This window comes from Enterobacter sp. KBR-315C3_2022, assembly GCF_041399425.1.
Classification (GTDB): domain Bacteria; phylum Pseudomonadota; class Gammaproteobacteria; order Enterobacterales; family Enterobacteriaceae; genus Enterobacter.
The window spans coordinates 92623-111679 of record NZ_JBGKEB010000005.1; the positions used below are offsets into that span (position 1 = coordinate 92623).

Sequence of the window (19057 nt, forward strand, 5' to 3'; positions counted from 1 at the left end):
CGTCCCTGGGAAATAATCCCATACGTTACGGTTTTATTTTCTGCGGAATAATCCGCGCTTTTAGTTAACTCAAATCAGGTAGTTTTGCTTCAGCGTTTTTTTCAATCCCGGCAATCGGCATTAAATTATCGATGGCGGAAGCATAGGTAATTGCCGCGCTCCAGCCGTCATATTCTGCTGATATTTTCGACAGCGTTGACTGCCAAACGTCCTGCTCGACGCTGAGTAAATCGTTGATGCTTCTTTTGCTCAGCGTGTATTCATTTTTATAGACGTCGCGGGTGCGCAGGGCATTGTTCAGCTGCTGTATGCCGGCCTGCATGCGCCCGCGCGCGCCGGCCCAGTCGGCCTGGGCGACGGACGCTTTCTGCAGCACGTCGAAACGGGCCTGATCGACCTGCGAGGCGGCCATCGCGCGCGCGCCCTGGGCCTGCTGAACGCGGGATGAAACGGCTCCGCCCTGATAAATCGGCGCGTTCACGTTGAGCTGGATCTGGTCGTCCCAGTAGGCGCGGTTGGTGGATTCATAGCGCGTCCTGCCGCCCTGAAGGCTGACGGTTGGCCAGTGCTGGGCGCGGGCCTGTGAAACGCCGTGCTCCGCCGCCGTCTCCATGGTTTGCGCGGCCAGCACCGTCGGGATCAGCGAATAATCAATTCTGTCCAGCGAGCCGTCCTCCACTTCCAGCGAGGCGGGCAGCGGGGAAAGCGTCATGGCGTTTATGCCCGTCAGCACGCTCAGGCGCGCGCGGGCGCTGTTCAGCGCGGCTTTATACTGCTCAACCGTTGCCCGCATGCCCGCAACGCGCGTTTCGGTCTGCAGCTCGTCGGAGGTTGAGCTCAGCCCGGCCTGGGAGCGAAGCGTCGCCAGACGCTGTACGTTCTGCAGCGCAACGATGTTTTCCTGCGCCGCCTGGGTCAGCGCGGTGTAGCGCAGCACTTCGACATAGCTCAGCGCCGTTTTCTCGGCGACGTCGGACAACGTCCCCATCAGCTGATAGCGGTAGCTGTCGCGCTGGGCGGAAGCCTGGTCGATGGCGCTGTTGGTTTTACCAAAGTCGTACACCAGCTGGGTCAGGCTTAAGCCATAGGCCGCAGAGTTTTTTAGCGAGCCGCTGGAGTCGGTTGTCTGGCTATGGCCCGTGCTGCCCGTCAGGGCGATTTGCGGCATCCAGCCGCTGCGCGCCTCGTCGATGCGCGCCTGGCCAATACCCAGCTGCGCGGCCTGTTGGTTAATAGAGGGGTCGCGATCGAAAGCAAATAAAATGCTCTCCTTCAGCGAGGTCTTTTGCACCGTTGCCGCACCGGGTAATCCATTACTGGAAATGGCCTTTGAGTTTACTCCCGCAAATAAAATACAGGCTGTAGCCATCTGTAATAATAACAACCGCAATGGTTACCCTCCTTATTTCGCTGGGCCAGAGTTCGAAATGCCAGAATTTTTGAATGTAGGCATTCCTCCAATTCAAATAAGGAATTGGATTATTAAAACTTAAGATTTGTCTGAGCATAACAAAACGTACCGGTGAGAACTATACCCACATTGTTAACGAGGTGTTAACAATAAGACAATTCCTGTGGTTTCTAGACAAACGGAAGAAATGGCGCCTTTTTTGTGTGATGTTAAGCGCATTGTTATTTAAGGGATTATTGTAATATGCGAAATGTACATTTTTGCGTTAGTTTCACAGGTTATATAACACAAAGATTTTCAAAGAAGTGTCAATTTCACGCCGTCGAGCGGCATTTATCATGCCCGTCTCGGTTAACTCCGATAAAAATATCGAGAATGCCCTGATTATTTACATTATCAGGATATTAACCCGCAAAAGAGGCTTATAACGCTGGTAAATACCATAGGTTAAGATGATGTCAGCGAATTAACATTTAAAACGATCCTCATTAAGATTAATCTCTTGAATGTTAATTTACGGCAGTCTCCGATGTGAAATGCCCCTACGAACGGTCAGAACAGCCGTTTTTCGGCGCGCAGCGATCGTCGGGCCGCAGCCGGGCAGAGCGGGCGTATCGTCGAAAACGTGACCTCTGGCAGATTTACACGTCTTTACGCTATACTACCGCTGAAATAATCGGCTCAACGCTACGAGCCGGTGTTCAATGTGTCTTCACACAACTAAGATCAACTTCCCTTCCGAGGATCTGACAGAAGTCAGATAAACTATGTTAAACAGTATTTTAGTAATACTTTGCCTTATTGCCGTCAGCGCATTTTTCTCGATATCGGAGATCTCGCTGGCCGCCTCTCGTAAAATCAAACTCAAGCTGCTTGCCGATGAAGGCAACGTCAATGCCTCCCGCATCCTGAAGATGCAGGAAAATCCCGGCATGTTCTTCACCGTGGTGCAGATTGGCCTGAACGCTGTCGCCATCCTCGGCGGTATCGTCGGCGATGCGGCGTTTTCGCCGGTGTTTCACGGGCTGTTCTCACGCTACTTTTCCCCTGAACTCTCCGAGCAGCTGAGCTTTATCCTCTCCTTCTCGCTGGTAACCGGCCTGTTCATCCTCTTCGCTGACCTGACCCCGAAACGCATCGGTATGATTGCGCCAGAAGCCGTGGCTTTGCGCATCATCAACCCGATGCGCTTCTGCCTGTTCCTGTTCCGCCCGCTGGTGTGGTTCTTCAACGGCCTGGCTAACAGCATTTTCCGCCTGTTTAAGATCCCGATGGTGCGTAAGGACGACATTACCTCCGATGACATTTATGCGGTGTTCGAAGCGGGCGCCCTGGCGGGCGTGCTGCGCAAGCAGGAGCACGAGCTGATTGAGAACGTGTTTGAGCTGGAGTCCCGCACCGTGCCGTCGTCCATGACCGGACGCGAAAACGTGATTTGGTTCGATCTCCACGAGGACGAGCAAAGCCTGAAGCAGAAGGTGGCCGAGCATCCGCACTCTAAGTTCCTGGTCTGTAATGAAGATATCGACCACATCATTGGCTACGTGGATTCAAAGGACCTGCTGAACCGCGTGCTGGCGAACCAGAGCCTGGCGCTGAACAGCGGCGTGCAGATCCGCAATACGCTGATTGTGCCGGACACCCTGACGCTCTCGGAAGCGCTGGAAAGCTTCAAAACCGCCGGGGAAGACTTCGCGGTGATCATGAATGAGTACGCGCTGGTGGTGGGCATTATCACCCTGAACGACGTGATGACCACGCTGATGGGCGACCTGGTCGGCCAGGGGCTGGAAGAGCAGATTGTGCAGCGTGACGAAAATTCGTGGCTGATCGACGGCGGTACGCCGATTGAGGACGTGATGCGCGTGCTGGATATTGACGAGTTCCCGCAGTCCGGCAATTACGAGACCATCGGCGGCTTTATGATGTTCATGCTGCGTAAAATCCCGAAACGCACCGACTCGGTGAAGTTCTCCGGCTACAAGTTCGAGGTGGTGGATATTGATAACTACCGCATCGACCAGCTGCTGGTGACGCGCATCGACAACAAACCGACGGTGCTGGTGCCACGACTGCCTGACGCGGAAGAGAAGGCGTCGGCATAAGCTGCGTGCGCCACAAACATCAACGGCTCCCATCGGGAGCCGTTTTTTTTACTACTTACTGCATAGCACGTTGGTTAAGCCATCTCAGTCTGCAGACGCATAACCTGGCGGTTGACTTCGGACATCACAGACAGGTGCTGTTTGTCCTTCACTTTTGGGATAAGAATTTTGCCCTTATCGAACTCAAAAGCGCCAACATCCTTGATGTACAACCGTCCTCGGAACAGGATCTTCACGTACTTCGCCACCTGAAGCGGGTTGTAGCGTTGGAAAATTTTCATTCTTGTATCTCCTGCGAATCATACGCTCTTGCGGCGCCACAATCGGGCCGACTGTCCTGAGCGCAAATTTAATGCACCATGACTATAGACCAGAAAACCATTGATACCCAGTATGCATAAGTTTATTTACCGTTTGATTACAATTATTCAGAATAATCTTTGCAAACCGCCATTTCGGTCAGTATAAGTCGTCGTTTTTTCATGGATATGTGCGTCAACCCGCAAACTGGCATCGGGATTGCGGGAAAACCACATTGATCGCACTTATGATTAAAAGCGTATGACCAAGTGGTCGGATCACCTGCTAACAATAAGGAAACACCATGACCCTACGTAACATCCTGGCAGCCGCGCTCCTGCTGCTGCCCCTGTGGGCTTGCGCGCACAATATTGAAAAAGGACAACGCGTGCCCCCTGTCGGTATTGCAGACCGGGGAGAATTGATTCTCGACAACGATAAGTTTAGCTACAAACCGTGGAATAGCGCGCAGCTCGCGGGGAAAGTGAGAGTTGTACAACATATTGCCGGCCGTACATCTGCAAAAGAGAAAAATGCCACGCTGGTGGAGGCGATTAAAAGCGGAAAATTCCCCCATGACCGCTACCAGACCACCACGATTGTGAATACCGACGACGCCATTCCGGGCTCCGGGATGTTCGTTCGCTCAAGCCTTGAGAGCAATAAAAAGCTCTACCCGTGGTCGCAGTTTATCGTCGACAGCAACGGCGTGACGCGCAAGGCCTGGCAGCTGGAAGAGGAGAGCTCTGCGATTATTGTGCTCGATAAAGAGGGTCGCGTGCAGTGGGTCAAAGACGGCGCGCTGACGCAGGATGAGGTGCAGCAGGTGGTTGCCCTGCTGCACAAGCTGCTGGCTCAGTAAAGAGACACGCGGAAGCCGGGGTTGAGGAATGACTCGCGCGGGGTGTAGTCCAGCGGCTTGCCCTGCCAGTCATGGACGTGCGCACCGGCTGCCGCAGCCACCGCGTGGCCTGCCGCCGTATCCCAGACGTTGGTGGGCCCAAAGCGCGGATAGAGCTGCGCCTGCCCTTCCGCCACCAGGCAGAACTTGAGCGAGGAACCGATCGAGGTCGTCTGGTGTTCGCCAAGCTGCTGCAGATATTCCTCCAGCTCGCTGTCGCTGTGCGAGCGGCTGATTACCACCAGCGGCGGACGCGCGTCGCGCACCTGAATCTGCTTGCGCACGCCGCACTCTTCCTTCCAGGCTTTGCCGTCCGCCGCGCTGTACATCACCTTCATCACCGGGGCGTAGACCACGCCGAGCACCGCCTTGCCCTTTTCAATCAGGGCGATATTGACGGTGAACTCGCCGTTGCGCTTGATGAACTCTTTGGTGCCGTCCAGCGGGTCGACCAGCCAGTAGCGCTGCCAGTGCTGGCGCTCGTCCCAGCCCTGCGGCGCTTCTTCAGAAAGCACGGGGATATCCGGCGTGAGCGCCTGGAGGCCTTTCAGGATCACGCCGTGCGCCGCGATATCCGCCGCCGTCACCGGCGAATCGTCCGCCTTGCTGACCACGTCCATCGGCTTCGCGCCGTCGTACACCTGCATAATGGCATCACCCGCATCCCGTGCGAGCTGACAAATTTTATCTAGCATTCTCCACCTCTTGGTTAACGCAGTGGGTATAACTCGTTGTTTTATTTATATCGTATTGTGAACAATTCCGCTATCTGTGAAGCAATTCCGGTTTACTCGCCCCTTTTTCTGGCAGGATTCACAGTTCTGTAAGTAACTCAATGTAGATACATATTCTTTTGTGGCCTGGATCGGAAAAAGGACTCCTCAGATGATTAAGTTTAGCGCAACGCTCCTGGCAACGCTGGTTGCGGCCAGCGTTCAGGCGGCGACGGTCGATCTCCGCATACTGGAAACGACCGATCTGCACAGCAACATGATGGACTTCGATTACTACAAAGATACCCCTACTGAAAAATTCGGACTGGTACGCACCGCAAGTTTGATTAACGCCGCGCGCGATGAGGTCAAAAACAGCGTGCTGGTCGACAACGGGGATTTAATTCAGGGCAGCCCGCTCGGCGACTATATGGCGGCGAAGGGGCTGAAAAAGGGCGAAATTCATCCCGTCTACAAGGCGATGAATACCCTGGACTATACCGTGGGCAACCTCGGCAACCACGAGTTTAACTACGGCCTGAAGTACCTGCACGACGCGCTGGACGGTGCAAAATTCCCGTACGTTAACGCCAATATCATCGACGTTAAGACCCAAAAGCCGCTTTTTTCCCCGTACCTGATTAAAGAGACCGAGGTCGCGGATAAGGACGGTATAAAACAGACGCTGAAAATCGGCTATATCGGCTTCGTACCGCCGCAGATCATGACGTGGGATAAGGCGAATCTTGACGGCAAAGTGACCGTTAACGACATCACCGAAACCGCGCGCAAATACGTGCCGGAAATGCGCGAAAAAGGCGCCGATCTGGTTGTCGTTGTCGCTCACTCTGGCCTGTCGGCCGACCCTTACCAGGCGATGGCGGAAAACTCGGTGTATTACCTCAGCGAGGTGCCGGGCGTGGATGCGATCCTCTTTGGCCACGCCCACGCGGTGTTCCCGGGCAAGGATTTCGCCAGCATTAAGGGCGCGGATATCGAAAAGGGGACGCTGAACGGCGTGCCGTCCGTGATGCCGGGCATGTGGGGCGATCATCTTGGCGTGGTGGATTTGGTGTTGAACAACGACAGCGGCAGCTGGAAGGTCACCCAGTCTAAAGCCGAAGCGCGGCCGATCTACGACGCGGCGGCGAAAAAATCGCTGGCGGCTGAAGATAAAAAGCTGGCCGAGGTGCTGAAGCACGACCACGACGCCACGCGCGCGTTCGTCAGCAAGCCGATCGGCAAATCCGCCGACAACATGTACAGCTTCCTCGCGCTTGTCCAGGATGACCCGACCGTGCAGGTGGTCAACATGGCGCAGAAGGCCTACGCCGAGCACTTTATTCAGGGCGATCCGGATCTGGCGAAACTGCCGGTGCTTTCTGCCGCCGCGCCGTTCAAGGTGGGCGGGCGCAAGAACGATCCGGCCAGCTACGTTGAGGTTGAAAAAGGCCAGCTCACCTTCCGCAACGCCGCGGATCTTTACCTCTATCCGAACACGCTGGTAGTGGTAAAAGCGACGGGTAAAGAGGTGAAGGAGTGGCTCGAGTGCTCCGCCGGACAGTTTAACCAGATCGATCCGAAGAGCAGTAAACCGCAGTCGCTGATCAACTGGGACGGGTTCCGCACCTACAACTTCGACGTGATCGACGGCGTGAAGTATCAGATTGACGTGACGCAGCCCGCGAAGTACGACGGCGAGTGCCAGGCTATAAATCCGCAGGCGGAGCGCATCAAAAACCTGACCTTTAACGATAAGCCGATCGATCCGAACGCCACGTTCCTGGTCGTCACCAATAACTACCGCGCCTACGGCGGCAAGTTTGCCGGAACGGGCGACGGCCACATCGCGTTTGCCTCACCGGACGAAAACCGCTCGGTGCTGGCGGCGTGGATTAGCGCGGAGTCGAAAAAGGCGGGTGAAATTCATCCGGCCGTGGATAACAACTGGCGTCTCGCGCCGATCCACGGCGACACGAAGCTGGATATCCGTTTCGAGACCTCTCCGTCCGATAAGGCCGCCGCGTTTATCAAAGACAAGGCGCAGTATCCGATGACGAAGGTGGCGACGGATGATATTGGGTTCGCGATTTATCAGGTGGATTTGAGCAGGTAGCGATGATTGTGTCGGGTGGCGCTTCGCTTACCCGACCTACGCGATCGTGTAGGCCGGGTAAGGCGAAGCCGCCACCCGGCATGTCACGCCGCGCGATCGTCCCGATTCGCCAGCACCTTTGGCGTATTCACCTCAATCCAGTCGGCCAGCGCGGCCACCTTCTCGCTCACCTCAGCGCCCAGCGGCGTCAGGCTATATTCCACGTGCGGCGGCACGACCGGATACGACACGCGATCGACAAACCCGTCCTGCTCCAGCGCCTGTAAAGACTGGGCCAGCATCTTTTCGCTTACGCCGCCCATCTTGCGGCGCAAATCGCTGAAGCGGTGCGTGCCTTCGCGCAGCGCCACCAGGATAAGCACGCCCCAGCGGCTGGTGACGTGCTTGAGCACCTCGCGCGAGGGGCACTGCTCGGCAAACAGGTTGCCGTCGCGCATTTGTTCGCTGAGCGTTGGGATCGTTGTTTTCATACTTACCTTTTTGTACGTACTTACTAAAAGTTAGCTATGGTGATAGTGTGCCACAACACCAGACAAACACGAAGGAGATTTACCATGATCGCGATTACCGGCGCTACCGGCCAGCTGGGCCAACACGTTATTGAAGAACTGCTGAAAACCGTTCCGGCAGGCCAGATTGTGGCGATTGTCCGTAACCCGGCAAAGGCCGAGGCGCTGAGCCAGCAAGGGATTATCGTTCGTCAGGCGGACTACGCCGACCAGGCCGCATTAACTCACGCGCTGAGCGGCGTGGATAAGCTGCTGCTGATCTCCTCCAGCGAAGTGGGCCAGCGTGCTGCGCAGCATCAGAACGTGATTAACGCGGCCAGGGCGGCTGGCGTGACGTTTATTGCCTACACCAGCCTGCTGCACGCGGATACATCCCCGCTCGGCCTGCACGTTGAACACGTCGAAACCGAGAAAGCGCTGGCGGAATCGGGCATCCCTTATGCGCTGCTGCGCAACGGCTGGTATACCGAAAACTACCTGGCGAGCGCGCCGCCGGCCCTGGAACACGGCGTGTTTATCGGTGCCGCAGGCGAAGGCAAGATTGCCTCCGCGACCCGTGCGGACTACGCCGCGGCGGCCGCGAAGGTGATCTCCGAAGATGGCCATGCGGGCAAGGTCTATGAGCTTGCGGGCGATAACGCGTGGACGCTGAGCGAGCTGGCCGCTGAGCTCAGCAAGCAGAGCGGCAAGCCGGTGGCGTACCAGAACCTGAGCGAGGCCGATTTTGCCGCCGCGCTGAAGGGCGTCGGCCTGCCTGCCGGGCTGGCGGATATGCTGGCGGATTCCGACACCGGCGCATCCAAAGGCGGCCTGTTCGACGACAGCCGCACCCTGAGCGCGCTGATCGGCCGCCCGACGACGCCGCTTTCGGAAAGCATTAACGCCATCCTGTAAATGTTACAAACTGGTTATTTTTTGTGGCATCCCCTCGGGTCATCTCTGATAATGAAGCGATGACCCATAAGGAGGCTCACCGTGCAAGGCGTACCGGACCAGTTCATTGATGAGAGAGACAGCGCGCGCTTTCGCCACCTGGCGCAGGTGCCGGGCATCGAACTGTATCACGCACATATCTCCGGCTATGCCTTTGAGCCTCACACCCACGAAGCGTTCGGCATCGGCACGATTGAAACCGGTGCCGAGCGCTTTCGCTATCGCGGCACGCAGCACCTCGCGCCGGAAAAATCCGTTGTCACCATGAACCCGGATGAGATCCACACCGGGGAGTCGGCCACCGACGACGGCTGGCGCTACCGCATGGTTTACATCGAACCCGACCTGCTGGAAGAGGTGACCGGCCTTCGCCACTGGTGGTTTAGCGACGTCACGCGGTACGATCCCCTGCGCTCGGTGCAGATTGGCCGACTGATTTACGGCCTGTGGCATGCGGACGATTCGCTTGCGCAGAAGGGGCTGCTGCTGGATCTGATCGAGACGTTTCAGCCGCTGGCCCGCCACGCGCCCGTCGTTCGGGAAGGGGCGCATCGCTTCGAGCGCGTGCGGGAATACCTGCACGATAACTATATGCGTTCGCTGACGCTGGACGAGCTGGCGAACGTGGTGTCGCTTAGCCCGTACCATTTCCAGCGCCAGTTCAAGGCCCATTTCCACGTGACGCCGCACCAGATGCTGATGGCCATCCGCCTGTGGCGCGCCAAGGCGTTTCTCACCCACGGCATGCCCGCCGCCGACGTCGCCGCCGCGGCCGGGCTGACGGATCAGTCGCATCTGACCCGCGCGTTCACCCGCCGCTACGGCATTACGCCCGTGCGCTACCAGAAGCAGGTCGTTCAGCGCTAATGCGCAACCTCATACAATACGGACGCGTTTTTCCTGCCTACACTCCATGCCGGGTTAAGTGATTGGGACAGAAAGATGATTAGCGGCGTGTTGTATGCCCTGCTTGCAGGTCTGATGTGGGGGCTGATATTTGTCGGCCCTCTGATCGTGCCGGACTATCCGGCGGTATTGCAGTCCATGGGGCGCTATCTGGCACTGGGCCTGATTGCCCTTCCTCTGGCCTGGCTTGGCCGCGCGCGGCTGCGCCAGCTGAGCCGCAAGGACTGGTTCACCGCGCTGGCGCTGACCATGATGGGCAACCTCATCTACTACTTCTGCCTGGCGAGCGCGATTCAGCGCACGGGCGCGCCGGTATCGACCATGATTATCGGCACGCTGCCGGTGGTGATCCCCGTCTTCGCCAATTTGCTGTACAGCCAGCGGGACGGCAAGCTGGCGTGGATAAAGATGGTGCCAGCGCTGGTGTGCATCGCCGTTGGGCTGGCGTGCGTGAATATTGCCGAGCTGAATCACGGCCTGGCCGATTTTAGCCCGTGGCGCTACGGTTCGGGCATTCTGCTGGCCTGCGTCTCCGTGGTGTGCTGGGCGTGGTATGCCCTGCGCAACGCCCGCTGGCTGCGCGAGAATCCGGACAAGCATCCGATGATGTGGGCCACGGCGCAGGCGCTGGTCACGCTTCCCGTCTCGCTGGTGGGCTACGCGGGAGCCTGCCTGTGGCTGGGGAGCCAGCAGCCCGAGTTTGCCCTGCCGCTGGGGCCGCGCCCGTGGGTCTTCGTCGGGCTGATGATCGTCATCGCCGTGCTGTGCTCCTGGGTCGGCGCGCTGTGCTGGAACATCGCCAGCCAGAAGCTGCCGACGGTGATCCTCGGGCCGCTGATCGTCTTCGAAACGCTGGCCGGGCTGCTGTATACCTTCCTGATGCGCCAGAGCGTGCCGCCGCTGCTGACGGCCTGCGGGATCGCGCTGCTGGTGGTGGGCGTGGTGATTGCGGTGCGGGCAAAGCCGGAAAAACCAACGGTGGTTCCGGCTTCGGAGGTGTGAGTATTGCCTAGCGGCGCTTCGCTTGCAGGGCCTACAGGGCGCGGTGTTGTCGTTTATGTAGGCCGGGTAAGGCGCAGCCGCCACCCGGCAGACGAGCCACGTTTGTAGGCCGGGTAAGCGTCAGCGCCACCCGGCATGTTGTTAAAACGTTTCCCAGTTCGCTTCAGACGCCGCCGCTACCGGCTGCGCTTTTGGCGCATAGGTTTTCACTGGCGCGGCTTTTACCGCCTGACTGCGGGTAATTTTAAACACCGCCACCGCCTCGTTCAGGCGCGCCGCCTGATCTTCCAGCGCGGCCGCCGCGGCGGCAGATTCTTCCACCAGCGAGGCGTTCTGCTGCGTCACGCGATCCATCTCGGCAACCGCCTGACCCACCTGATCGATACCGCGGCTCTGCTCGTCGGAGGCCGACGCAATTTCGCCCATGATGTCGGTGACGCGGGTGACCGCATTCACGATTTCCGCCATGGTCGACCCGGCTTCGTTCACCAGCTGGGACCCCGCGCTGACGCGCTCGCCGGAATCATCGATCAGCGCCTTGATCTCTTTCGCCGCCTGCGCGCTGCGCTGGGCCAGCGTGCGCACTTCGCCCGCCACGACCGCAAAGCCGCGCCCCTGCTCGCCCGCGCGCGCCGCTTCCACCGCCGCGTTCAGCGCAAGGATGTTGGTCTGGAAGGCAATGCCGTCGATCACGTTGGTGATCTGCGCAATTTTGCTGGAGCTGGTGGCGATCTCGTCCATCGTGCGCACCACGCCTTCAACCACGCTGCCGCCCTTCTTCGCCGTAGATGACGCATCAAGCGCCAGACGCGATGCCTGACGGGCGTTGTCGGCGTTCTGCTTCACGGTGGCGGTCAGCTGCTCCATGCTGGCCGCCGTCTCTTCCAGAGACGCCGCCTGCTGCTCGGTGCGGGAAGAGAGATCGTTGCTGCCCGCTGAGATTTCACCCGCGCCGGTGTAGATGGTATCCGCGCCTTCGCGCACCACGCCGACCGTGTTCGCCAGCGACGTCTGCATCTCCTGCACGTTGCGCGCAAGGATGGCCATCTCATTTTTACCCTCTGCCTGAATCGGACGGGTTAAATCCCCTGCGGCAATGGCGCGAATATGGCTGATAACGTCCTGCAGCGGCAGCAGCAGCACGCGGCGCATCGCGATCCAGCTGGAGATAATGACGGCAATCACCAGAATCATGACGGCGGAAAGGATCCACAGAATGCGTTTGTAGTCGCTCTCGTTATCCTTGATGCCGGCGTTGGAGAGCTTCGCCTGCGCCTCGCGCCATTCACCGTAGACGCGCTGCATCGCCACCTGCTTTTGCTCAGCGTTTTGCTTGAACATATCTTCCAGGTTGCCCTGCGCCAGCAGGGTGTTCATTTGTGCCAGCGTTGAGGAGTAGTTGCGGTATTCCGCCTCCAGGCGGTCCGCGAGGTTCTCGTCCAGGCCCGGAGTTTCCGGCAGCGCGTAGTATTTATCGTAGTGCGCCTGCGCGTCGGCCAGCAGGTTTTTCGCGGTGGTGACCAGCTCGTTCAGTTGCCCGCCGTTAATTTGGTTCGCCATGCTGCTTTGCAGGCGCAGCATGCCGCGGTTCAGGGTCACGCGCGCCTGGTTGAGGCTGATCCACGCGTCGGTAAATTCAGCCACGTTCTGGCTTGAAAGCTGGGACACCGTGAAATTGTGCTTATCGTTATTGAGCGCATTAATAAAAATGCCAGCGGAGATCAGCTGCATGACGCCGAGGACGAGCAGCACCGAGATCAGGAGAGTTATCACTTTTATACGTTTAAACATGCTTGGCCTTGTATGTGCAGGATATATTGTCAGACCTGTATCTATCGGCAGGCGAAGCGGGTTATTTACCGTCTCTGCGCCTTTAAAAACTTTCGAAAGGAATTTCCCGCGTTCATTCAGCAGGTTAATGAATAAGATTTTTTGTGATCGGCATAACATTTTTACCCTTGCCTCTAAAGGGTTATAGCCTCGGCTTAAAGATGCATTTAATATGCATCTTATATTATTGATGACGAGGTAACTGCTATGGCCTTCCGCGACCAACCCCTGGGCGAGCTGGCGCTCTCCATCCCCCGCGCTTCCGCGCTGTTCCGTAAATACGACATGGACTACTGCTGCGGCGGTAAGCAGACGCTGGCCCGCGCCGCCTCGCGCAAGGAGCTGGACGTTGAGGCTATTGAAGCCGAGCTGGCAAAGCTGGCCGAACAGCCGATTGAGAAGGACTGGCGCGCCGCGCCGCTTGCGGAAATCATCGACCACATTATCGTGCGTTACCACGACCGCCACCGCGAGCAGCTGCCGGAGCTGATAATGCAGGCAACCAAAGTGGAGCGCGTTCACGCCGATAAACCTTCCGTTCCGCGCGGCCTGGCGAAATACCTGACCATGCTGCACGAGGAGCTTTCCAGCCACATGATGAAAGAGGAGCAGATCCTGTTCCCGATGATTAAGCAGGGCATGGGCAGCCAGGCGATGGGGCCTATCAGCGTGATGGAGAGCGAACATGATGACGCGGGCGAGCTGCTGGAAGTGATCAAGCACACCACCAACAACGTGACGCCGCCGCCGGAAGCGTGCACCACGTGGAAAGCGATGTACAACGGCATTAACGAAACGATCGACGACCTGATGGAACACATCAGCCTTGAGAATAACGTGCTGTTCCCGCGGGCATTAGCGGGGGAATAAAAAAGGCCGCTGCGGTCTGGTGCCCTCACCCCGGCCCTCTCCCACGGGGAGAGGGTGCAAAACTAAAAACGGCAACCGAAGTTGCCGTTTTGCTTTTACCTCATGCCTGCCATTCGTTTCTTACCGATAAACAGCCAGCCCAGCCCCAGCGCGATGAACCACAGCGGGGTGACGATCAGCGCCTGACGGGTATCCTCTTCCAGCGTCAGCAGCACCAGCACGAAAACGAAGAACGCCATGCACACCCAGCACATCAGCTTGCCCAGCGGCATTTTGTAGATCGATTTTTCATGCAGCTGTGGACGCTTTTTGCGGTACACGAGGTATGAGCACAGGATGATGGTCCAGACGAACATGAACAGGATCGCCGAGACCGTGGTGATCATGGTGAACGCGCCGATCACGCTCGGGTTCACGTAGAGCATCACCACGCCGCCCAGCAGGCAGATGCAGGAGAAGGTCAGCCCTTTCGCCGGTACGGCACGCTTGGACAGCTTCGCGAACGCGCGCGGGGCAACGCCTTCCTGCGCCAGGCCGAACAGCATGCGGCTGGTGGAGAACACGCCGCTGTTCGCGGAGGAAGCGGCAGAGGTCAGCACCACGAAGTTAATCAGGCTCGCCGCAGCAGGCAGCCCAACCAGCACGAACAGCTCAACGAACGGGCTCTTGGTCGGCACGACCGAGCTCCACGGCGTCACGGACATAATCACGATCAGCGCGAAAACGTAGAACATGATGATGCGAATCGGAATCGAGTTGATGGCGCGCGGCAGGGATTTCTCCGGATCTTTGGTTTCCGCAGCCGTGGTGCCCACCAGCTCAATGCCGACAAACGCAAACACCGCAATCTGGAACCCGGCAAAGAAGCCGCTAATGCCTTTCGGGAACCAGCCGCCGTCGTTCCACAGATGGGTAAACGAGGCCTGAACGCCCGTTGGCGACTGGAAGTGCGTCAGCACCATCACCAGACCGACGACGATCAGCCCAACGATGGCCACGATTTTGATCATCGCGAACCAGAACTCCATCTCGCCGAACATTTTTACGGTCGCGAGGTTAAGACCCAGCAGCAGGATGATGACCGCCAGCGAGGCGACCCAGTCCGACAGGCCGGGGAACCAGAACTGCGCATAGGCCGTAATCGCAACGACGTCCGCCATCCCGGTGACCACCCAGCAGAACCAGTAGGTCCAGCCCGTAAAATAGCCCGCCCACGGGCCAAGCAGATCGGACGCGAAGTCGCTGAAGGATTTGTATTCGAGATTCGAGAGCAGCAGTTCGCCCATTGCCCGCATCACGAAAAAGAGCATAAAGCCGATGATCATATACACGAAAATGATCGACGGTCCGGCAAGGCTGATGGTTTTGCCCGATCCCATAAACAGCCCGGTGCCAATGGCACCGCCGATGGCGATAAGCTGAATGTGACGGTTTGTGAGATTTCGCCGTAGCGACTGTTCAGACTCCGCCTCTTCTGCGGCGGCGACTTTGACCTGATCTACCATGTGATTTTCCTGTTTGTGCCTGTCTGTGTTGTTAAGGCTCTTCTGGCCTTTAATTGCGTCAAGAGGTGACGGTCCCGGTTAAGGACTCATCGATAGTAGGTAAGAATCGGCGGGATGAATACTATGATTTGAATATAATGTTAATTTTATGTTTAAAGTGAGTGTCATATCACTCATACAACGCGAAACAGCTCACAAAAATACACGCAACGTGTACATTTGCAAGATAAAATGTTGATTCCGGCGTAAGTATAGGTTTTCTCGCTATTTTCCCCTCCCGCGCGGGGAGAGGAAAATCGTATGTCGATTACAGGATTTCCAGCAGCTCGACTTCAAACACCAGGGTGCTAAACGGCGGGATGGACGCGCCCGCGCCGCGCTCGCCGTAGGCCAGGTTGTGAGGGATAGTCAGCTCCCATTTAGAGCCTACCGGCATCAGGGTCAGGGCTTCGATCCAGCCTGCGATCACGCCGTTGACCGGGAACTCAGCCGGTTCGCCGCGCTGTACTGAGCTGTCGAACACGGTGCCGTCGATCAGCTTACCGGTGTAGTGTACGCGAACGTGGTCGGTACGCGCCGGGATTGCGCCATCGCCCTGGTTGATCACGCGGAACTGCAGGCCGGATTCGGTGCTGCTCACGCCTTCACGCTCGCGGTTCTCTTCCAGATACTTCACGCCGTCGGCCGCCATCTCTTCGAAGCGCGCGCGACGTACCGCGTCAGCACGTTCGTGGATTTCGCGCAGCGCGCGGTGTACAACGTCAACCGGAACGGCCGGATGGTTGCCTTCCAGCGCGTCCGCAATACCCGCCACCAGCGCTTCTGGTAGCAGACCTTCCAGGCCGGATTCGCTCAGCTGCTGGCCTACCTGCAAGCCGATACCGTAGCTTGCCTGCGCTTCGATAGTGTCAAAAGTCGGGGTGGTCATGGGTTTTCCTTCCATCACATTTAAAGTAGCGGGCAGCATAGCAGCCATGCCTTTATGGGTAAAACTTTGTCTTAAGTTAGGGTGACAAATTGCGGCGAAACGGAAACAATAGGGATGACCAGGATTAATCCCGAACTGATGTCACGGATGTCGGGTTTGCTACGCCGTTCAGGCAGTTAGCCAACTATACTTCGGAACACAGGATAAAAAAGACGCGGAGCAGGAGGAGAGCCATGCCCGGGCGATTTGAACTGAAACCTACCCTGGCGAAAATCTGGCATGCGCCGGACAATTTTCGCATCATGGACCCGCTGCCTCCATTGCACCGCAGAGGGATTATCATTGGCGCGCTGCTGGTGATCCTCGGCTTCCTGCTTCCTTCCGGCGGCGATGACGTCGAGACGGCACCGGTGACCCGCAACGCGGAGCTGAATATCCAGTCGCAATCGCAGCCGCAGAGTGACGCGCAGCCGATGCAGACGCAGCTGGTGACGCCCTCTAACGATCCCGGTCAGGTTGCCCCGGTGGAGCCCGAGCCTGTTCAGGAAGAGCAGCCTCAGGAGCAGGCCGCTGCTACAGCTGAACCGCAGGCTACTGGCATTGAACAGCAGTGGCGTTCCTATCGCGTAGAGCCGGGCAAAACCCTCGCCCAGCTGTTCCGCGATCATAACCTTCCCCCCACTGACGTTTACGCCATGGCGCAGGTTGAGGGGGCAGGAAAACCGCTCAGCAATTTGCAAAACGGCCAGATGGTGCAGATCCGTCAGAACGCCAGCGGCGTGGTCACCGGGCTCACCATTGACGCGGGAAATGGGCAGCAGGTGCTCTTTACCCGTCAGAACGACGGCAGTTTTATCCGGGTACGATAATGCCCTAAGCCGGGTAGGCGAAACCGCCGCCCGGCCGTTATCCGTTTCGCCTGTTCACCCACCAAATCCCCGAGCAAACCAGCACCAGCGCGACGGCGTACTTGATATCCAGAATATTTTCGCCGAGGAAGATAGCGGAGAGCACCGTTCCCGCCACGGGTATCACGAAGTTAAACGGCGCGATCATACTGACGCGGTTCACTTTGAGCAGCGCGCTCCACAGGGCAAACGCCACGGAGGAGAGCAGCGTCAGATACCCCAGAACGGCTACGGCAGCCGCGCTATGCACAACCAGCGTGCCGCCCGTGGCATATCCACCCGCCACCAGCGCGGCCCCGCCTATCGCCAGCTGCCAGCCGGTCATCACCGTTGGGTCGACGGTCTGCGATATGCGTTTTCCATAGAGCGTGGCGGCAGAGAGAATAAACGCAGCCAGCACGATAAACCCATCGCCATTCCAGACGAACCGAAACTCGCTCAGCCCGCTGTGGAAATTGACCAGCATCACGCCGGCAAACCCCAGCACGCAGCCGAGCACTTTGTTATAGCTGAGCCTGTCGTTGTGGTAGATGAAGTGCGCCAGAAGCACGCTGAAGAAGGTGCCGGTCGCGTTCATGATTGAGCCGTTGACCCCGGTCGTGTAGGCCAGCCCGATATAAAAGAAGGTGTACTGGATAGACGTTTGCGTTAGCCCCAGGATCGTGAGCTGGCCAAACTGCGAGGGCGTTAACCTGCCGATGGGCTTTCGCTGCGCCAGCGCAAAGAGCAGCAGCAAGATACCAGCAAAAAGAAAGCGGTAACCGGCAAAGACCACTTTAGAGGGAATGTCATCGGTCGCGATTTCAAACAGCGCATAGCCGCTTTTGATGGCGGGATACGAGCTGCCCCAAAGCAGGCAACAGAGGGTGGCGCAGGCAAAGGCCACATTTCGACGGGCAAAGAAGGGCGCGGGCAGTGCGGTGTCCATGGCAAATCTCAAAGATAAAATGACGTTTCACTTTATTATCAAAGATTGTCTCAGGAATAGCTACCATACAAGAAGAAAAGGATTTCGATACGCGGAAAAGCAAAACGCCGGCACAAGGCCGGCGCTTCGACGCGAGCAGAGTAAAAAATTACTCAGCTACAACGTTAACAACCAGTTTAGCGAAAACTTCGCTGTGAACCTGGAAGTCAACTTCGTGCTCACCAGTGGTACGCAGAACGCCGTTCGGCATGCGAACTTCGCTCTTAGCCACTTTAACGCCTGCTGCAGAAACTGCATCAGCGATATCGCGGGTACCGATGGAACCGAACAGTTTACCTTCGTCGCCTGATTTAGACGCGATAGTAACGGTGCCCAGTGCGTTGATTGCTTCAGCGCGAGCGTTAGCAGCCGCCAGAACGTCAGCCAGTTTGGCTTCCAGTTCAGCACGACGTGCTTCGAAAAACTCTACGTTTTTCTTAGTAGCTGGAACAGCTTTACCCTGTGGAACCAGGAAGTTACGTGCGTAACCCGCTTTAACGTTAACCTGATCACCCAGGCTGCCCAGGTTTGCTACTTTATCAAGCAGAATAACTTGCATTACCTTATCCTCTTAAAGTCGTATTAATGGACCGTGCCCGATTACTGATGACGATCAGTGTACGGCAGCAGGGACAGGTAGCGAGCGCGTTTGATAGCGCGAGCCAGCTGACGCTGGTATTTTGCACGAGTACCGGTGATACGGCTTGGGACAATCTTACCGCTTTCGGTGATGTAGTTTTTCAGCGTTGCGATATCTTTATAGTCGATCTCTTGAACGCCTTCCGCGGTGAAACGGCAGAACTTGCGACGACGGAAATAACGTGCCATATGGCTAGTCTCCAGAATCTATCAAATCAATCTGCTCGGCATGCAGAACCATTTTGCTCAGGCCGTTCTTTGCCTTGTGGCAAGAAATGAACCCCTGAACGATTACTGCGCTACCGACCGTTATACTGTGAGTAATGGCCTGGTTTTCGTGTCCGCTAATAATAACGGGCATTTGGCACCACGCCTGCCGGTGAAACCCGGCTTCCTCTTGCACAGAACGATGCTCAAGCACGAACTGGCAATGCGGAATTCCTGATGGGCTGACCTTTCGAAGGGGGGTCCTGCACACGGTACCGGACAACACCAGACGGTTGGTCATCAGAAA

General features: G+C 57.3%; 19 protein-coding genes. 8 read left to right on the forward strand and 11 right to left on the reverse strand.

Annotation, left to right across the window (positions count from 1 at the left end):
* Positions 1 to 64: 64 nt before the first annotated feature.
* Entirely contained in the window at positions 65 to 1291 is a 1227-nt protein-coding gene (locus AB8804_RS07415; protein ID WP_371184750.1) for a TolC family outer membrane protein, read from the reverse strand.
* A gap of 887 nt (positions 1292 to 2178) precedes the next feature.
* Here AB8804_RS07415 and AB8804_RS07420 point away from each other — a divergent pair.
* The gene (locus AB8804_RS07420; RefSeq protein WP_371184753.1) at positions 2179 to 3516 is read left to right on the forward strand and encodes a hemolysin family protein; all 1338 of its coding nucleotides are present in this window, start codon (positions 2179 to 2181) and stop codon (positions 3514 to 3516) included.
* Positions 3517 to 3590: 74 nt separating this feature from the next.
* Here AB8804_RS07420 and AB8804_RS07425 read toward each other — a convergent pair whose 3' ends face one another.
* Complete coding sequence (locus tag AB8804_RS07425; RefSeq protein ID WP_003856054.1) at positions 3591 to 3797, reverse strand: DUF1107 domain-containing protein; 207 nt, start codon at positions 3795 to 3797, stop codon at positions 3591 to 3593.
* A gap of 323 nt (positions 3798 to 4120) precedes the next feature.
* On the opposite strand from AB8804_RS07425, the gene AB8804_RS07430 reads away from it, so the two are divergent.
* Positions 4121 to 4678, forward strand: coding sequence for a YtfJ family protein (locus AB8804_RS07430; RefSeq protein ID WP_371184756.1), 558 nt, complete (start codon positions 4121 to 4123; stop codon positions 4676 to 4678).
* Here AB8804_RS07430 and cysQ read toward each other — a convergent pair.
* Entirely contained in the window at positions 4672 to 5412 is a 741-nt protein-coding gene (gene cysQ, locus AB8804_RS07435; RefSeq protein WP_371184758.1) for a 3'(2'),5'-bisphosphate nucleotidase CysQ, read from the reverse strand. The two genes, AB8804_RS07430 and cysQ, sit on opposite strands and share 7 nt — an antisense overlap.
* Before the next feature lie 190 nt (positions 5413 to 5602).
* Here cysQ and AB8804_RS07440 point away from each other — a divergent pair, with 190 nt between their 5' ends.
* Positions 5603 to 7546, forward strand: a complete 1944-nt coding sequence (locus tag AB8804_RS07440; RefSeq protein ID WP_371184760.1) for a bifunctional 2',3'-cyclic-nucleotide 2'-phosphodiesterase/3'-nucleotidase — start codon at positions 5603 to 5605, stop codon at positions 7544 to 7546.
* An 83-nt stretch (positions 7547 to 7629) separates the two neighbouring features.
* On the opposite strand, the gene AB8804_RS07445 is transcribed toward AB8804_RS07440, so the two are convergent.
* Positions 7630 to 8016 carry a winged helix-turn-helix transcriptional regulator gene (locus tag AB8804_RS07445; protein ID WP_371184762.1) on the reverse strand — a complete coding sequence of 129 codons (387 nt, stop codon included), beginning with the start codon at positions 8014 to 8016 and terminating at the stop codon, positions 7630 to 7632.
* 84 nt (positions 8017 to 8100) lie between these two features.
* Here AB8804_RS07445 and AB8804_RS07450 point away from each other — a divergent pair, with 84 nt between their 5' ends.
* From AB8804_RS07450 to AB8804_RS07460, 3 genes are all read left to right on the forward strand, one after another.
* Positions 8101 to 8949 (forward strand): SDR family oxidoreductase, encoded by an 849-nt coding sequence (locus AB8804_RS07450; RefSeq protein WP_371184764.1) that lies wholly within the window; start codon positions 8101 to 8103, stop codon positions 8947 to 8949.
* 81 nt (positions 8950 to 9030) lie between these two features.
* Positions 9031 to 9855 carry an AraC family ligand binding domain-containing protein gene (locus AB8804_RS07455; RefSeq protein ID WP_371184766.1) on the forward strand — a complete coding sequence of 275 codons (825 nt, stop codon included), beginning with the start codon at positions 9031 to 9033 and terminating at the stop codon, positions 9853 to 9855.
* A 75-nt stretch (positions 9856 to 9930) separates the two neighbouring features.
* Positions 9931 to 10896, forward strand: a complete 966-nt coding sequence (locus AB8804_RS07460; RefSeq protein WP_371184768.1) for a DMT family transporter — start codon at positions 9931 to 9933, stop codon at positions 10894 to 10896.
* Positions 10897 to 11037: 141 nt separating this feature from the next.
* Here AB8804_RS07460 and AB8804_RS07465 read toward each other — a convergent pair whose 3' ends face one another.
* Positions 11038 to 12687 (reverse strand): methyl-accepting chemotaxis protein, encoded by a 1650-nt coding sequence (locus AB8804_RS07465; protein WP_371184770.1) that lies wholly within the window; start codon positions 12685 to 12687, stop codon positions 11038 to 11040.
* A 246-nt stretch (positions 12688 to 12933) separates the two neighbouring features.
* Here AB8804_RS07465 and ytfE point away from each other — a divergent pair, with 246 nt between their 5' ends.
* Entirely contained in the window at positions 12934 to 13596 is a 663-nt protein-coding gene (ytfE, locus tag AB8804_RS07470) for an iron-sulfur cluster repair protein YtfE (protein WP_371184773.1), read from the forward strand.
* Between the two features lie 95 nt (positions 13597 to 13691).
* Here the strand turns inward: ytfE and cycA are convergent, their stop codons facing one another.
* Together cycA and fklB are read right to left on the reverse strand one after the other, a co-directional pair.
* Positions 13692 to 15101, reverse strand: coding sequence for a D-serine/D-alanine/glycine transporter (gene cycA / locus AB8804_RS07475; protein ID WP_371184775.1), 1410 nt, complete (start codon positions 15099 to 15101; stop codon positions 13692 to 13694).
* Between the two features lie 307 nt (positions 15102 to 15408).
* Entirely contained in the window at positions 15409 to 16029 is a 621-nt protein-coding gene (fklB, locus tag AB8804_RS07480; protein ID WP_371184777.1) for an FKBP-type peptidyl-prolyl cis-trans isomerase, read from the reverse strand.
* Positions 16030 to 16262: 233 nt separating this feature from the next.
* On the opposite strand from fklB, the gene AB8804_RS07485 reads away from it, so the two are divergent.
* Positions 16263 to 16898 carry an OapA family protein gene (locus AB8804_RS07485; RefSeq protein WP_371184779.1) on the forward strand — a complete coding sequence of 212 codons (636 nt, stop codon included), beginning with the start codon at positions 16263 to 16265 and terminating at the stop codon, positions 16896 to 16898.
* A 37-nt stretch (positions 16899 to 16935) separates the two neighbouring features.
* On the opposite strand, the gene AB8804_RS07490 is transcribed toward AB8804_RS07485, so the two are convergent.
* From AB8804_RS07490 to priB, 4 genes are all read right to left on the reverse strand, one after another.
* Positions 16936 to 17865 (reverse strand): DMT family transporter, encoded by a 930-nt coding sequence (locus AB8804_RS07490; RefSeq protein WP_371184781.1) that lies wholly within the window; start codon positions 17863 to 17865, stop codon positions 16936 to 16938.
* 148 nt (positions 17866 to 18013) lie between these two features.
* On the reverse strand, positions 18014 to 18463 hold the full coding sequence (gene rplI / locus AB8804_RS07495; protein WP_112012019.1) for a 50S ribosomal protein L9: 450 nt from the start codon (positions 18461 to 18463) through the stop codon (positions 18014 to 18016).
* A gap of 41 nt (positions 18464 to 18504) precedes the next feature.
* Positions 18505 to 18732, reverse strand: coding sequence for a 30S ribosomal protein S18 (gene rpsR, locus AB8804_RS07500; protein WP_000135199.1), 228 nt, complete (start codon positions 18730 to 18732; stop codon positions 18505 to 18507).
* Positions 18733 to 18736: 4 nt separating this feature from the next.
* Positions 18737 to 19051, reverse strand: coding sequence for a primosomal replication protein N (gene priB, locus AB8804_RS07505; RefSeq protein ID WP_014068638.1), 315 nt, complete (start codon positions 19049 to 19051; stop codon positions 18737 to 18739).
* Between the last annotated feature and the right edge of the window lie 6 nt (positions 19052 to 19057).